The organism is Bacillus sp. TH17, from assembly GCF_016651125.1.
Lineage (GTDB): Bacteria > Bacillota > Bacilli > Bacillales > Bacillaceae_G > Bacillus_A > Bacillus_A mycoides.
Genome location: NZ_JAEKEN010000001.1, coordinates 483,684 through 498,353, shown reverse-complemented (window position 1 = coordinate 498,353; position 14,670 = coordinate 483,684). Strand labels below are relative to the sequence as shown.

Below are 14,670 nucleotides of genomic sequence, written 5' to 3'. Positions count from 1 at the left end.
TTTCAACAGAAAAGAGAGGATGCTATAGCATCCTCTCTTACCTTCCCTATTCCACACAAGTAAACTGTGTCCAAGCTCCTACATAATCTAGTAAGAATAACTCTTCTTCTGCAATTGTACCGACAATATTTTTCCGTTCATCTATTGGCATTTCTTTCAGAATGATTTGTAGTTCACCTTTATACTTTCCGAATAGGTTATTACCAATTACAACTTGCCCTCTTTCCTGTCGTACACTTTCGCGCACTGGGAAGTCATAGTCTTTGTACTTTTTACGTACTTCTGTAGAACGTACCATATACTCTGTTATGTCACCGCGTCTTACGTGTAATTCTTGCAGTGTCGCTCTCTTCTCTACTTCAGTCGCTTCGTCTACAAATTGTACCTTTAGCTGTAACATGTAACGATTTAAGTTTCCTAGTTTCTCTAACTCTTCTTCACTCGCATAAGCATTTCCGATAATAACATCATCAATAAGCCCTGTTGCCCATAAATGTTTCGCTTGTACTTCAATTGGTAAGTTACGATGTTGTTCTAACGTACATAATCCGTCATTAATATCCCATGGACCGATGTCAGCTGCATGCGATGTAATAAAGGCTGCACTGCGAATACCATGCTTTTTGAAACGTTCACTACAGCGAATGAAATAATCATACGGAAGACCAGTGAATTTTTGCGGATAAAAATTGTGACAACCAATTAAAGCTGATTTATTCGCTTGATGCGAAAGGATATTTTCTAAATAGGCAATATCATTACTTACATTCAGCTCAATTTTTAAGCCATATGGATTGTTCGTCATTTTCGCTTCTGTTAACCCGTCAAACCCTACATCTAAACGAATTCCATCCGCGCCTAACTCTGCAAAGAACGATAGATCACTATAACTAACACCAAGTTGATCGAATACAGCTGGAGCTACATCTAAAATAACTTCCATATTGTTATCTTTTGCATGATTAATAATTTCTTTAAATTCAGCTACAATTTCTTCTTTCGGACGATTAACAGACAGTAAACAAGTGAATATTCTTGAAAAACCGTGGCGTGCCGCTGCCGAAATGTATGCCATATCTTGTTCTTTCGTTGAATGCTCTGGATAAAGTGAAATTCCTAATTTACGCTCCATGCTTTTGCATCTCCTTCACACGTTGTATTAATGCCATGCTCGTAAATCTATATTTTGCAGATAAACATGTTGCACATAAAATCGTTGGTACGATGATAAAGTACGGTGATTCTAAACTAAATACCACATAAGCTCCCATTGAACATCCAATAAATAATATCGACACAAGTAGTAAAACTAATAGCGATTTACTTTGTACCCACTTTGAATAATGTGCAATACACTGCCCCGCCACGAATGTAATTAAGATGATAATTGCTCCGAGCATTCTGTTTTCTCCTCTCCTGCTAATTGTTGCTTCTCATACATTTTGAAGAATGGATAGTAAATAACGAATGAGATAACAAAGTTAACAAGTACAAGTACACCAGCCATAATTGTCCAGTCCGTACTAATAATCGCTGCAATTGGCGCTAACATCGTAAATGGCAGCTTCGCCATCATGAGCGGAATCACACCTGAAACAACTGCGAAATATGATACTGTCGTTGTAACTAACGGTGTAATAACGAACGGAATAATTAAAATCGGATTCATTACAATTGGTGCCCCAAAAATAATTGGCTCGTTAATATTGAATAAACCTGGTACGAATGATAATCTACCTAACTCTTTTAAGAACTTAGATTTAGAGAACATAAACATGATTACTAAAGCTAACGTTGAGCCTGATCCACCAATCCATACGAACCATTGAATAAATTGCTCTGTAAATAAGTTTGGTAATTGATGTGCATTTCCTGTAGCCGTGAATACTTCCATATTTTCAAGAATTGCTGAATCCCACATTGGACGAATGATTGGTCCTAAAATCGCTGGACCATGTATACCGAACGACCAGAAGAATACGATTAGGAATACTGTTAATAAACCACCGAATAAATTATTACCTACTAACACTGACTTTAATGGTGCAATTAAATATGTGATCGTTGTATTTACATCAAATTTCAAACCGTAACGAATACCCCAGAATAAAAGAATAACTACTAAAGTTGGAATTAATGCTGCAAACGAGTTTGCAACTGCTGGTGGTACACTATCTGGTAATTTAATCGAAATATTATGCTTAATCATAAAGTGATAAATTTCTACTGCAATTAATGCTGTCACAATAGCTCCGAATAAAGAAGTTGCACTTAATGTTCCTACTGAAATATATCTACCTGCATCAATAACACCTGGTACAGCTTTTGTTATTTGAATTGGTTCAACTGATGCTAGTAAAAAGGCGAGTACAGATAATAATCCTGCACTTAATTGATTGAGCTGATAAAAGTTCGCGAGTGAAGCCCCTACCCCGAATGCTGCGTATAACGCCATTAAGCCTACTGTAAATCGGAATGGAATATCTAAAATATGGCGAAACGGTGCAATCCACTCCATATATGCATCAATTGGTAAGTTTAAAAAGATAACGAAAAATGACCCGACAATCGTTAACGGTAATGTAGAAATAACTCCATTTCGAATTGCTAATAAATGTCGTTGCCCCGCAATCTTTTGCGTTGTTGGCATAATCTTCTGTTCCATAAAACTCATAAAACCATTCATCGATAACCCTCCCTATGTTCAATCTGACAAAAGCAAAAGTTATAACATTATAATGTTTATATTTAAAAAAATATAATTACGCTAAAACTAATTGTTCAGCTTGCTTAAGTACTTTCAAACCATCACACATACCATAATCTCGCTGCTCTATAATTGCAACTGGTATATCGTATGACTTTGCAAGAAACTCTACCGCTGGAAACAAATACTTCACCTGTGGTCCAATTAAAACAACATCAGCATTTTTCATTTCCAGTTTCACAAGTTCCGAATCAACTGCTTTAATTTTATAATCCTTCCCTTGTTTCTTTGCCTCTTCTTGCATTTTTCTTACAACCATACTCGTTGACATGCCTGCTGCACAACATAATAAAATGTACATATTATACTGTCACTTTCTCTTCCACTCGTTTATGAAGAGTAATAAATTCCTCAGCAAGTTCTTTCACTGTAATGGCATTCATTAAATGATCTTGTGCATGCACTAATAATAAACTTATTTCTGCATGATTGCCTCTTGCTTCTTCTTGAATTAAGTCTGTTTGAATGCGATGAGCGGATGATATTTCTTCACTAGCAAGTGTCATCTTTTCACTCGCATTCTCAAAATCTCCTTGTCTTGCAAAAGCGATTGCTTCAAGTGCCGCGCTTCTCGCGTTGCCGCCATGTAAAATTAACGCAAATGGAGTTTGCATATCAGTCATTTTAAATTCCTCCAAGCTATGTTTTTTCTATATTTTCATCTTATTATGAAAACGCATACAATTAAACATAAAAAACTTCCGTTATGTAACGGAAGTTTTAATATACTTTTTCATAATGATAGTAAGATTTCTTGAAAATCATCAACAGCTTGAGCCTGATGCAATTTTTCTATTATAGTTTGATTAGACATAATATCATATAAAAAATCATAAAGCTTTTGTAAATCTTCATTATTATTGCGCTTCACACTAAATAAAATAATAACTTGTACTTTTTTATCTCCCCAGTCAATCGCCTTATCGAGTGTACAAAACATCAAAAATGTCGTATCGCTTAATAATTGCATCGGATGCGGAATTGCCACTAAGTTTCCAACCGCTGTAGGAGATGTGTTCTCTCTCTCCATAACAGAAGCATAAAAGTTTGCGGGTACATAGTTTTTCTCAGCAGCTTTCTCACATAAAAACTGAATAACCTCTTCTTTCGTAGAAGCACTACGATTTAAGAAGATCAAATCTTCCTTAATATATTGCTGCATACTATCATTCACATGTGTAAATAACTGCTTACCAATTGATTTAATCTCTTTATCATCAAATATTGAGTTTACCTTTATAACCGGAACAGGCAAACCACTCGGTATATGAATCGTACTAATAATACAATCTATTTTATCTTTATAAAGATCTTCCACTTTCAATTGATAGTACCCTGTAATACCTACAATCTCTAGTTTATCTCGGAAATGTGATAGAATTTTATATTTCAGTAGTTGTGCACTCCCTTGACCAGTTGCACAAACTAATAAACATCTTTTCTTTTGATTATTTTCCTGCAAGCGGCTCATCGCCCCACCAAAGTGAATGGCAATATAACCAATCTCACTCTCTGGAATGGATTCACCCGTATATTCACCAATTATATCTCCAACGAGAACTGCAATTTCAAAAGCATATGGATAATTTTTTTTCACTTCTGCCAAAAGAGGATTTCTCGTATTTAACTTATATCTCAAACGATTTAATAACGTTTTTAAATGAACACCAAAACCAAATAATAATTCTTCATCGTAATAAAAAGTAAGATTCCGTTCTTCCGCTACTTTGAAAAGAATATGCTGCATGAATGCATATACGTCTTTCCCTAATAGCTCTTCTACATTTTCATAGCGATCTCTCGCTGTAACAGCAGTACTTAATAAATGCATCGTCACATATAAAATTTCTTCTTCTGGAAATTGAAGTTTTAGCTCTTCCCCTAAATTCCCTAAAATCTGTTTCGCAATTTTATATTCTTTCTTTATTATAAGTTCAGATTCCTCTACATGCAGTGCTTGAATGTAATGATCATCCCTGCATCTCTTTAAAGCAATCGCAATATGAATTGATAAATTATCAATTTCTATATCTGATAAATATATCGTTCCTCCCTCGATATACTTTAATATAACTGAGCGGATGAGAGAAATATGGGGTAACGATAAATATGTGTCCGTCTGCTCATAGTTCTCATGAAACGGAGTATGGTCATAACGTGGCAAACCATATTGTGATAAACAAGAACGAATATTAAATTCTTCTCCTACAATACGTATACCATAATATGGTCTTTTTTCAATTTGTAACTCATAGCGACTACAAATATCCGTAACATCTTTCATAATTAAGTTTACAGTAGATTTACTCACATAAATCTCTTCCGCTAGCTGTGAAAGTTTCACATACCCATCTGTCGTTAAAATACGGTGTAAAATATACGCTACTCTTTCTTCATAAGAAGTTGGAATCTTTTCTGTCTGTTTTTGAAATACATTTACACAAAAATCTTCAAACTTCTTAGTTTGTATAATTTCTAGCTCGTACCCATTCCCTCTTTGTGATTCAATTTTCGCTCCGTGTTCTTCCAATATATCATTTAATAATTTTATATCCTTTTGAATCGTCTTCGTTGATACGTGTAAACGGCTCGCTAAAAAAGCTCGATTTAACATCGATTTCTCTTCTAAAAACTCCTCTAAAATGGAAATTAATCGCTGATGCACTTTTGTCATAGCTCTTCCTCTCGCTCTTTATATAAAAGGGAAAAAGCCACTGAAATCAGTAGTTTTTTCCCTTTTATCCCGCGTTCATTATTTCTTTAGCGTAAATCCAAACTTATCCCAAGCTTGTAAATAATCTAATAAGAAGATTTCTTCCTCTATAATTCGGCCAACTACATTTGTTTTTCCTGTATTCACCATATCTTTTAAAGCAATTTGCAATTCACCTTTATATTGGCCGTATTGCTCATTATCAATTAAAAGATCGCCACGCTTAATTTCACGCGTATTATGCGGTTTAAACTCTTCTTTTTTATATTTCACACGACTTTGTGTAGAACGAATCATATATTCAGATACATCCCCGCGATAAAAATGAGGTTCTTCTAATACGATAATTCTTTCTAAATCTGTTGTTGTATCATATAGTTCTATATCAAATGTTTGTTTCTCTTTATTTAACGCACCTAGTGCTTGTAATTCTTCTTCTGAAGCATAAGCATTCGCAATAATAACATCATCAATTAATTCTGTTGCAAACAAATGCTTCGCCTGTGTTGTCATCGGTAATTCGCGATGCTGCTCTAACGTACATAACCCTTCTGTTACTGGCCAAGGTCCGTATGTTGCATCAAATGATGAAATAAAAGCAGCCGTTCTCATACCGTAATCTTTAAATTGTTTCGAGCATTTAATGAAATGATCGTATGATAATCCTGAATAACGATGCGGATAGAAATTATGACAGCCAATTAAATTTTCACGATTTGGTCTATGACTCATAATGTTATCTACATACTTCGTACCGTTACTCATATTAATCTCAATTTTTAAACCGTATGGATTGTACGTCATAATCGATTCTTCTAATCCTGAGAAACCAACATCTAAACGAATACCATAAGCACCTAGTTCATGGAAAAACGATAAATCATTATAAGAAATACCTAGTTGCTCAAAAACAGACGGACTAATATCAACTAATACTTGGAACCCTAATGCATTTGCATGAGAGATCGTTTCTTTAAACTCTTCGATAATTTTCTCTTTTTCGCCATCTACAGATAGTAAACATGTGAATACACGTGTAAATCCGTATTTACTCGCTAATGTTACATACTCTTTATCTTTCTCTACTGTCGAATGTTCTGGATAAATAGAAATACCTAATCGTCTCATATGTACACGCCTCTTTCTTCATCATATTGTAAACCTTTTCAAATATATGTAGCGAAAAAGTATGTATCCCCTTTTCTTCCACTACAATTTGAATCCGCTTTCTTTAAAGAAAAAATAATTTCTATCATTCATAACAACTACTAGTCTATACATCTATACTTTACATCTTTTTTTCATAGTTGTGTAGCTTTTACACAAATTTGTCAGTTTTTTCGCCTCGAAAATTGTTATACGTTTTCAAGGCACCTTCCTTGACTGTTACGTTGACCAATACATATACTCGAAAGAATAGAGAAAACTTTTATATAGGGGATGAATATATGGGAGAGGCAGTACTCGTAAAACGAGAACCGTTATGGACGAAAGAGTTTATTGCGCTAATTCTAGCAAACTTATGTATGTTTTTAGGATTTCAAATGTTAATTCCAACTTTACCTGTTTATGTGAAAGAAATTGGGGGCACAAGTTCAAATATCGGATTCGTTGTCGGCATGTTTACCGTTGCAGCACTTTTTATTAGGCCGCTAACTGGAAATGCCTTGCAGAAATTCAACAAAAAAATCATTTTAATGATCGGTACCGCTATTTGTTTACTCGCTATGGGCAGTTATCTTTTCGCTTCAACCGTTTTCCTATTGCTTGCCGTTCGAATTTTACACGGAGCTGGTTTTGGTATTACAACGACTACATACGGAACTGTCGTTTCAGATTTAATTCCGCAAGCTCGCCGCGGTGAAGGCATGGGATATTTCGGTCTTTCTGGAACTATCGCCATGGCGCTCGGTCCGCTTATCGGACTTTGGCTTATGCAAGCATATAACTTCACGATTCTTTTTTTATGTGCACTTTCATGCACAATAGTTTCATTAATATTAACGAAACTACTTCAAATCAAAAAATCGCCGCAACCACCACAGCAAACATCTGGTACCTTTCTCGATGGATTTATTGAGCGTAAAGCTTTACTTCCTTCATTATTAATATTATGTATTACATTAATGTACGGGGGAATTGGGAGCTTTATCACATTATTTGCTACGGAAGTCGGGATTGCTGATATCAGTCTCTTCTTTTTATTTAACGCACTTGCAATCGCTGTAACTCGCCCGTTTTCTGGAAGATTATATGATACGAAAGGCCATACATTCGTCATCATTCCAGGAGTTATTATTACGTTTACAGGTATTATCTTGCTGTCGTATACAACTACAATTCCGAGTTTAATTATTGCCGCAGCGTGCTACGGCAGTGGTTTCGGAGCAATTCAACCGGCACTACAAGCATGGATGATTGACCGAGTAGCACCGCACCGGAGAGGAGTAGCAACAGCAACATTCTTCTCAGCATTTGATCTTGGAATTGGTGCTGGAGCGATTATTTTTGGATTCATTGCACACTTTACCAATTATGCAACTGTATATCGATATTCCTCTTTATTACTTATTGCTTTCTTGTTCATTTATATTACAAGTATAAGAAAACAAAAGCATAGAGATAAAAATACAGAAAAAGCTGCTGGATAATTCAGTGGCTTTTTTCATCCCACAATAACCTCATACTAATCAATACACGTTAAACATTCCCCATTTTTCGATGGTATAAAACTACAGGCATTTCCCTACATATTTTTTAAACTTTCATCAAAAAATATACGATGAACTCGCAGACGCTTTTTTTCATATGTAATCGAAAAATATTATTCTAAAAAGTGTGACTCCTTTACAAAAATACCATTTACAAAAGTTGAAAACCAATTAAAACCAGGTGTTTCTTTAAAGATTTGTAAACTTTTTATCCCTTTGTAAATTTAGTGTAAATTTTACTGATAAACCGTTTACAGTGCCTCAAGGTTTAGTTAATAATTACATCGTACATGAAATTTAAGGAGTGGAATGCGTGGAATACAATATTCAAGATATGATCTTCCAGTTCATTGGTGGATTAGGTATTTTCTTATTCGGGATTAAATACATGGGCGATGGACTGCAACAAGCAGCTGGAGATCGTCTTCGCGATATTCTAGATCGTTTTACAACAAACCCTCTTATGGGTGTACTAGCAGGTATGTTAGTTACAGTATTAATTCAATCAAGTTCAGGAACAACCGCTTTAACAGTCGGACTTGTAAGTGCTGGATTTATGACATTAAGACAAGCAATCGGTGTTATTATGGGTGCGAACATCGGAACGACAGTTACTGCATTTATTATCGGGATTAAAATCGGAGAATACGCTCTCCCAGTTATGGCAGTTGGAGCAATCTTACTATTCTTCTTTAAAAATAAAAAAGTACAGTCTTTAGGTCAAGTCGTATTTGGGTTTGGTATGTTATTCTTCGGTTTAGAATTAATGAGCGCAGGTATGAAGCCTCTTCGTTCTTTAGAGTCATTCCAAGAATTAATGGTTAGCATGAGTGATAATCCAATTTTAGGAATTGTTGTTGGTACAGTCTTCACTTTAATTGTACAAAGTTCAAGTGCGACAATCGGTATTTTACAAGAACTATTCGGCCAGGGTGCTATTGATTTACAAGCTGCTCTTCCTGTATTGTTCGGTGATAACATCGGTACGACAATTACAGCCGTATTAGCAGCAATCGGTACTTCAATTGCAGCAAGACGTGCAGCATTAGTTCACGTTATCTTTAATATTATCGGTACCATTATCTTTACGATTATATTAATACCATTTACAAGTTTAATTCAATATTTCCAAACGTCATTAAACTTAAATCCAGAAATGACAATTGCATTTGCACACGGGACGTTTAACGTAACGAATACAATCATTCAGTTCCCATTCATTGCAGTATTAGCATGGATTGTAACAAAACTTATTCGTGGTGAAGATGCATCTATTAACTTCAAACCACAGCATTTAAATCCAATCTTTATTGAGCAATCTCCAGCGATTGCTTTAACAGAAGCTCAAAAAGAAATTATTCGTATGGCTGAGTTTTCATTAGATGGACTAAAAGAAGCTAATCAATTTTTAAATACACAAGACAAAAAACACGCTAACATGGCTACTCAATTAGAAGGAGCTATTAACAATTTAGATAAAAAAATTATCGAGTATTTAGTTTTACTATCAGAAAAACCACTTTCACCTACAGACTCTGAAAAACATTCAGTTTTAGCAGGTGTTGTTGGAGATATTGAACGTGTCGGTGATCATGTAGAAAACCTTGTAGAACTTGTAGATTTCCAAATTTCAAACCGCGTTTCACTATCAGATGAAGCACTAGCTGAATTAAATGAAATGCTTGAATTAACAATTTCAACATTACAAGATGCAATCAATGCTTTAACAAACTTCGATACTGAACTAGCACAAACGGTTATTGCAAAAGAACGTAAAATTGACCAAATGGAACGTGTTCTACGTAAACGTCACGTATTACGTCTGAACGAACGTAGCTGTTCAGGTGATGCAAGTATCATCTTCGTTGATATGGTAAGTAACTTAGAGCGTATCGGTGATCACGCTGTAAATATTGCTGATGGTGTTTTAGGTGAACAAGGAAAAGTAAATTTAAAACAATCATTATAATAGGAAAGAGACGCTAATTTAAGCGTCTCTTTTTTCATTTCATCTTTACAACCGTTCTTCCTTTTAACTTTCCTTGCAGTATAAGTGTAAACTTCTCATCTAATTCTTTTAATGTACATTCTTCTGTATAAGATAATAGCTCTGAATTTTTCCACTCACCTGCTAGCAATGCCCACACGTCTCTTCTCACATCTACCGGACATTGAACTGAATCTATTCCTAAAAGGCTAATCCCTCGTAATATGAATGGGTATACAGTTGTATTTAATTCATGCCCTGCTACGTTACCACACGTTGTTACACAGCCTCCATACTTAACTACCTTTAAAGAACTTTCTAACATGCTTCCGCCTACGGTATCGACAACCCCAGCGTATATTCCTTTAAGCATCGGTCTTCCTGATTCATCACTCAACTCCGCGCGATGAATCATCTTTTTTGCACCTAAACGTAGCAGCATCTGTTCCTCTTCCATTTTCCCTGTTGCCCCTACTACGCTATATCCTAGCTTCCCTAAAATACTAACTGCTACACTGCCTACTCCGCCCGTAGCACCCGTTACTAAAACATCTCCTATACTAGGCGTAATTCCTGCTCTAATGAGCTTATATACCGATAAGGCAGCTGTAAAACCGGCTGTCCCGTACATCATACTTTCCTTCAAAGTCATTTCTTTTGGTAAAGGAACAACCCAAGATGATGGCACGCGAATATATTCTCCGAAACCACCAGAAGTATTCATACCTAAATCATATCCAGTTACAATAACTTGATCGCCTTCCTGAAAGGCGGTATTCCCACTACTAACAACCTCTCCCGCTGCATCGATGCCTGGTGTATGAGGATATGTTCTCGTTACACCTTTATTACCAGTAGCTGAAAGGGCATCTTTATAATTTAATGAAGAATAATAAACACGTATTAATACGTCTCCTTCAGGTAAACTATTGACTTCTCTCTCAACAAGCTTTCTTTCAAATTGATTATTTTCTTTTTCGTTCACGACAATTGCTCGGAATGATGTATGATTCATTATGCTCTCTCCTTCATCCGTAAAATCTTTCTTTATTATATAAGAAGTACGTATACAGCTAATCACATCTTCTTGGCTATATTTCAACAAATCTTACTTCTCTATCACTTTCTCACATTACATATTTTCATTTCTACTAAAACACATTATACTTGTTCTACATCTTAAAAATAAAATATAGAAAATCTGACTTTTTATAAATAAATTGAATTTTTACGAAATGTAAATGATTTGTAATGTTTTTTTTCGCTAAATTTCATTATAATAAGTGGATATGAGTGTCGTATTTCAATTCAAATGAAGGAGTACAAGAAATGGAGCAAAACCCATCTTTGCAAGAAAATACACGCAATAAACCGAAAAAAGGTAAGAAAAAAACAAAAATTATTATAAGCGTTATTCTATTAGTTTTAATAATAGGTGGCGGTTATACATGGTTTTTAGTAAATAAAGCATCCTCTGCTGTTCGAAACGCCGCTCACGATTTAGCACGCGGTGATAAGTCTGATTTACGTGCTAAAGCTGTAAAACCTATTACAAATAACGTCTCTGTCTTAATAATGGGTGTTGATGAAAGCGATGTCCGTGGGAAAGAATATGGTGAAGCTATAAGAACGGATGCACTATTACTTGCAACGTTTAATAAAGATAGCAAAACTGTAAAGCTATTAAGTATTCCACGTGACACGTATACTTATATTCCAGTAGAAAAGAAAAAAGATAAAATTACACACGCTCATGCATTTGGTTCTACTAAAAACGGAAAAGATGGTGGACCACAAGCTAGTATTGATGCAGTTGAAAAATTAATGAATGTTCCCGTCGATTACTTTGTAAAATTCAACTTTAAATCATTCATGAAAATCGTTGATGATTTAGGCGGCATTGAAGTTGACGTACCAGTTGAGTTTACTGAACAAGATAGTAATGATAACGCCGAAGCAATTCACCTGAAAAAAGGTGTTCAAAAGTTAAATAGTGAAGAAGCTCTTGCTCTTGCTAGAACAAGGCACATTGATAGTGATGCGATGCGTGGTCAACGTCAGCAACTCGTTATCGAAGCCATTTTAAAGAAACTAACAAGCGTTGGATCCGTAACAAAAGTTGGTAACATCATTGATGATATTAACGGACAATTCGTTACAAACTTAACATTCGATGACATGCTTTCATTCTATAAATATGGATCGGATTCGGAAATTGAGAAATTACAACTTCAAGGTGAAGATTGTTACATGGCAAAAGGTGATGATACATGTAGTAAGTCAGCTGGTGGTGGTCGAACTTACTACTACAATCCAGATAAAAAAGAATTAGCTAATGTTACAAACGAACTTCGTAGTCACCTTGGACTACCTGCCTATACAAAATCTGATTCTGATTCGAAAAAAACAAACTCAGAGAAAACAAAAGAATCTACGTCTGAAAATACGAGTGAACGCGAATCAAGTAACGATGAAACTCAAAATAAGAAGAATAACAGTGAAGATACAGAAACATCGTCTAATGACAATGAATAAAGTGAAGCAGTGCTCTATGGAGGTAGAGCACTGCTTCTTTTTAATGCTTTCAAAATAAAAAATCAGAACTTTCCAACTATCTTTTTTAATATTTTTAAATTATAATAAATAGTAGTAATCTATTCCAATTATCAGGGGGCCCACGCATATGAAAGCTGCAGTAAAACATAACATTTCAGATTTTAAAGAGTACTTAAAATCAAACGATATATACATGGAAGAAAATATAGATGAAAATGATGGTTCGGTACATTTTTCAGTAGGATTAGAAACAGAAGCTGGCGCAAAAATTCAACTTATCGCTGCTTTCCAAAGCGAACATCCTGCTGTGGATATATACTGCTTCAATGTTGCTCTTGTACCTGATTCAACATCAACAAATGATATTTTACATGTCATCAATGAATTAAACACATCTTATCGATTTGCAAAATTCACGCTAAACAAACAAAATGCAATTGATATTTCAACATCTCTTGCATTCTCAGAACCAAACTTTAATCCCGCACTTGTCTTTGAACATACGAGAATGCTATATAAACTGGCAAACGATGAATATAAGAACTTAATGAAAGTTATTTGGGCGTAAATAAAAAGATGGTGCTACAAGAGCACCATCTTTTTATTTCGATATCATATCAACCCACATCTTTATCGCGGTTCCTACAATTAAAGTAGACAATACGTATTGCAAAACTTTTTGATTCACTCTCTTCCCTACTCTCACTCCAAGAGGAGCGGCAAATAAACTTGCTATCGCAACGATAAGAGCCGGAATAACAACTATTTGTCCAGTAATCACTTTCCCAGTAGTAATTCCTATCGAGGAAATAAAAGTAATAGCGATAGATGTTGCTATTGTTGTACGTATCGGTAGTTTTAAAACAACTAGCATAATCGGTACTAAAAGAAATGCACCACCAGCCCCAATAATGCCGGAAACACTTCCTACAATAAACGCTAGCAAACTAGCGAGCCACTTATTGTACGTAATTCCTTCTGTCCCCTTACGATTGCTTCGCTTCGGTATAAACATCATAATAGCCGCAATAGTAGCTAGTAATGTGTAAACAACGTTTACAGCATGCTCATTTAATAGATTCGCACTAAAGCTACCTACAAAGCTTCCTATTAATATACTAGCTCCCATATACACAACTAAAGTTTTATCCATATCGTTACTTTTCCTGTACGCCCACGCGCCTGCAAAAGTTGCAAAGAATACTTGAATCGCTGTAATACCACTCACTTCATGTGATGTATATCCAGCAACTCCTAGCAATACCGGAATGTATAAGATCATCGGATAATTAATAATTGCACCGCCAATTCCAACCATTCCTGATATAAACGATCCTATAAACCCAATTATAAAAAGTAATACGACTAAGCTCATCTTACATCCCCTCCCTTCTAAAAAGAAGGTGAATTAAATGAATAAGTTTACATTCCCATCCGAAGCATCTGCTAAATAAGCTCCTACTCCTGCAAACTCTACCCCATCCATAATCTCTTCCTCTTTTAACCCTAATAAATCTACTGTCATTTGACAAGCTACAAGTTTAATTCCCTGTTCTTTCGCCAAATCGATTAAATCTGGTAAAGGCATCGCATTATGTTTTTTCATAATACCTTTAATCATCTTTGGCCCCATACCAGCAAAATTCATTTTTGATAATCCCATCTTATCAGCGCCGCGCGGCATCATTTTTCCAAACACTTTCTCTATAAATGTTTTCTTTACTTTCACATGCTCCTCTTTCCTAAGAGCATTTAAACCCCAGAAAGTATGAAAAATAGTCACTTCATGATCGTACGCCGCTGAACCATTTGCAATAATATAAGCAGCCATCGCTTTATCATAATCTCCGCTAAATAAAACAATTGTTGTTTTCTTCTGTTGTTCCATGTTGTTCTCCTCCTAATTACCTGTAGGGGTATTTTAAAAATTGTAAAA

14 protein-coding genes are annotated in these 14,670 nt (G+C 35.3%); 4 read left to right on the top strand and 10 right to left on the bottom strand.

Going from position 1 to position 14,670, the window contains the following annotated elements; genetic code table 11:
• Positions 1-46: 46 nt before the first annotated feature.
• The 7 genes from JFT95_RS02415 to JFT95_RS02385 form a co-directional block, all read right to left on the bottom strand.
• Positions 47-1,132: a DUF871 domain-containing protein gene (locus tag JFT95_RS02415; RefSeq protein ID WP_060750007.1), complete on the bottom strand. Its 1,086-nt coding sequence runs from the start codon at positions 1,130-1,132 to the stop codon at positions 47-49.
• Positions 1,122-1,400 carry a hypothetical protein gene (locus JFT95_RS02410; protein ID WP_061675597.1) on the bottom strand — a complete coding sequence of 93 codons (279 nt, stop codon included), beginning with the start codon at positions 1,398-1,400 and terminating at the stop codon, positions 1,122-1,124. The genes JFT95_RS02415 and JFT95_RS02410 overlap by 11 nt, the downstream gene beginning before the upstream one ends.
• Positions 1,376-2,686 (bottom strand): PTS sugar transporter subunit IIC, encoded by a 1,311-nt coding sequence (locus JFT95_RS02405; protein ID WP_002140468.1) that lies wholly within the window; start codon positions 2,684-2,686, stop codon positions 1,376-1,378. The genes JFT95_RS02410 and JFT95_RS02405 overlap by 25 nt, the downstream gene beginning before the upstream one ends.
• A 76-nt stretch (positions 2,687-2,762) precedes the next feature.
• Positions 2,763-3,068 (bottom strand): PTS sugar transporter subunit IIB, encoded by a 306-nt coding sequence (locus JFT95_RS02400; RefSeq protein WP_002134545.1) that lies wholly within the window; start codon positions 3,066-3,068, stop codon positions 2,763-2,765.
• Position 3,069: 1 nt separating this feature from the next.
• Positions 3,070-3,390, bottom strand: coding sequence for a PTS lactose/cellobiose transporter subunit IIA (locus JFT95_RS02395; RefSeq protein ID WP_002087442.1), 321 nt, complete (start codon positions 3,388-3,390; stop codon positions 3,070-3,072).
• A 110-nt stretch (positions 3,391-3,500) separates the two neighbouring features.
• Positions 3,501-5,441, bottom strand: a complete 1,941-nt coding sequence (locus JFT95_RS02390; protein WP_088035188.1) for a BglG family transcription antiterminator — start codon at positions 5,439-5,441, stop codon at positions 3,501-3,503.
• A 78-nt stretch (positions 5,442-5,519) separates the two neighbouring features.
• Positions 5,520-6,608: a DUF871 domain-containing protein gene (locus JFT95_RS02385; protein WP_201032515.1), complete on the bottom strand. Its 1,089-nt coding sequence runs from the start codon at positions 6,606-6,608 to the stop codon at positions 5,520-5,522.
• 320 nt (positions 6,609-6,928) lie between these two features.
• Between JFT95_RS02385 and JFT95_RS02380 the strand changes: the two genes are divergently transcribed.
• Both JFT95_RS02380 and JFT95_RS02375 read left to right on the top strand, forming a co-directional pair.
• Entirely contained in the window at positions 6,929-8,131 is a 1,203-nt protein-coding gene (locus JFT95_RS02380) for an MFS transporter (RefSeq protein WP_201051277.1), read from the top strand.
• A 373-nt stretch (positions 8,132-8,504) separates the two neighbouring features.
• Positions 8,505-10,160 (top strand): Na/Pi cotransporter family protein, encoded by a 1,656-nt coding sequence (locus JFT95_RS02375; protein WP_061675593.1) that lies wholly within the window; start codon positions 8,505-8,507, stop codon positions 10,158-10,160.
• Positions 10,161-10,194: 34 nt separating this feature from the next.
• Here JFT95_RS02375 and JFT95_RS02370 read toward each other — a convergent pair whose 3' ends face one another.
• Positions 10,195-11,193: a YhdH/YhfP family quinone oxidoreductase gene (locus JFT95_RS02370; protein WP_201051275.1), complete on the bottom strand. Its 999-nt coding sequence runs from the start codon at positions 11,191-11,193 to the stop codon at positions 10,195-10,197.
• 314 nt (positions 11,194-11,507) lie between these two features.
• Here JFT95_RS02370 and JFT95_RS02365 point away from each other — a divergent pair, with 314 nt between their 5' ends.
• On the top strand, positions 11,508-12,713 hold the full coding sequence (locus tag JFT95_RS02365; RefSeq protein WP_002140463.1) for an LCP family protein: 1,206 nt from the start codon (positions 11,508-11,510) through the stop codon (positions 12,711-12,713).
• Positions 12,714-12,861: 148 nt separating this feature from the next.
• Positions 12,862-13,302 (top strand): hypothetical protein, encoded by a 441-nt coding sequence (locus JFT95_RS02360; protein ID WP_002029912.1) that lies wholly within the window; start codon positions 12,862-12,864, stop codon positions 13,300-13,302.
• 33 nt (positions 13,303-13,335) lie between these two features.
• Here JFT95_RS02360 and JFT95_RS02355 read toward each other — a convergent pair whose 3' ends face one another.
• Together JFT95_RS02355 and JFT95_RS02350 are read right to left on the bottom strand one after the other, a co-directional pair.
• Positions 13,336-14,109: a sulfite exporter TauE/SafE family protein gene (locus tag JFT95_RS02355; RefSeq protein ID WP_201051274.1), complete on the bottom strand. Its 774-nt coding sequence runs from the start codon at positions 14,107-14,109 to the stop codon at positions 13,336-13,338.
• 33 nt (positions 14,110-14,142) lie between these two features.
• Positions 14,143-14,622 (bottom strand): DsrE/DsrF/DrsH-like family protein, encoded by a 480-nt coding sequence (locus JFT95_RS02350; RefSeq protein WP_201051271.1) that lies wholly within the window; start codon positions 14,620-14,622, stop codon positions 14,143-14,145.
• Positions 14,623-14,670 lie beyond the last annotated feature (48 nt).

What these genes read in the sequence shown, in the direction of transcription:
- JFT95_RS02370 (WP_201051275.1), bottom strand. Translation starts at nt 11,193, where the DNA reads ATGAATCATACATCATTCCGAGCAATTGTCGTGAACGAAAAAGAAAAT.
- JFT95_RS02405 (WP_002140468.1), bottom strand. Translation starts at nt 2,686, where the DNA reads ATGAATGGTTTTATGAGTTTTATGGAACAGAAGATTATGCCAACAACG.
- JFT95_RS02390 (WP_088035188.1), bottom strand. Translation starts at nt 5,441, where the DNA reads ATGACAAAAGTGCATCAGCGATTAATTTCCATTTTAGAGGAGTTTTTA.
- JFT95_RS02380 (WP_201051277.1), top strand. Translation starts at nt 6,929, where the DNA reads ATGGGAGAGGCAGTACTCGTAAAACGAGAACCGTTATGGACGAAAGAG.
- JFT95_RS02350 (WP_201051271.1), bottom strand. Translation starts at nt 14,622, where the DNA reads ATGGAACAACAGAAGAAAACAACAATTGTTTTATTTAGCGGAGATTAT.
- JFT95_RS02360 (WP_002029912.1), top strand. Translation starts at nt 12,862, where the DNA reads ATGAAAGCTGCAGTAAAACATAACATTTCAGATTTTAAAGAGTACTTA.
- JFT95_RS02410 (WP_061675597.1), bottom strand. Translation starts at nt 1,400, where the DNA reads ATGCTCGGAGCAATTATCATCTTAATTACATTCGTGGCGGGGCAGTGT.
- JFT95_RS02385 (WP_201032515.1), bottom strand. Translation starts at nt 6,608, where the DNA reads ATGAGACGATTAGGTATTTCTATTTATCCAGAACATTCGACAGTAGAG.
- JFT95_RS02395 (WP_002087442.1), bottom strand. Translation starts at nt 3,390, where the DNA reads ATGACTGATATGCAAACTCCATTTGCGTTAATTTTACATGGCGGCAAC.
- JFT95_RS02365 (WP_002140463.1), top strand. Translation starts at nt 11,508, where the DNA reads ATGGAGCAAAACCCATCTTTGCAAGAAAATACACGCAATAAACCGAAA.
- JFT95_RS02400 (WP_002134545.1), bottom strand. Translation starts at nt 3,068, where the DNA reads ATGTACATTTTATTATGTTGTGCAGCAGGCATGTCAACGAGTATGGTT.
- JFT95_RS02355 (WP_201051274.1), bottom strand. Translation starts at nt 14,109, where the DNA reads ATGAGCTTAGTCGTATTACTTTTTATAATTGGGTTTATAGGATCGTTT.
- JFT95_RS02415 (WP_060750007.1), bottom strand. Translation starts at nt 1,132, where the DNA reads ATGGAGCGTAAATTAGGAATTTCACTTTATCCAGAGCATTCAACGAAA.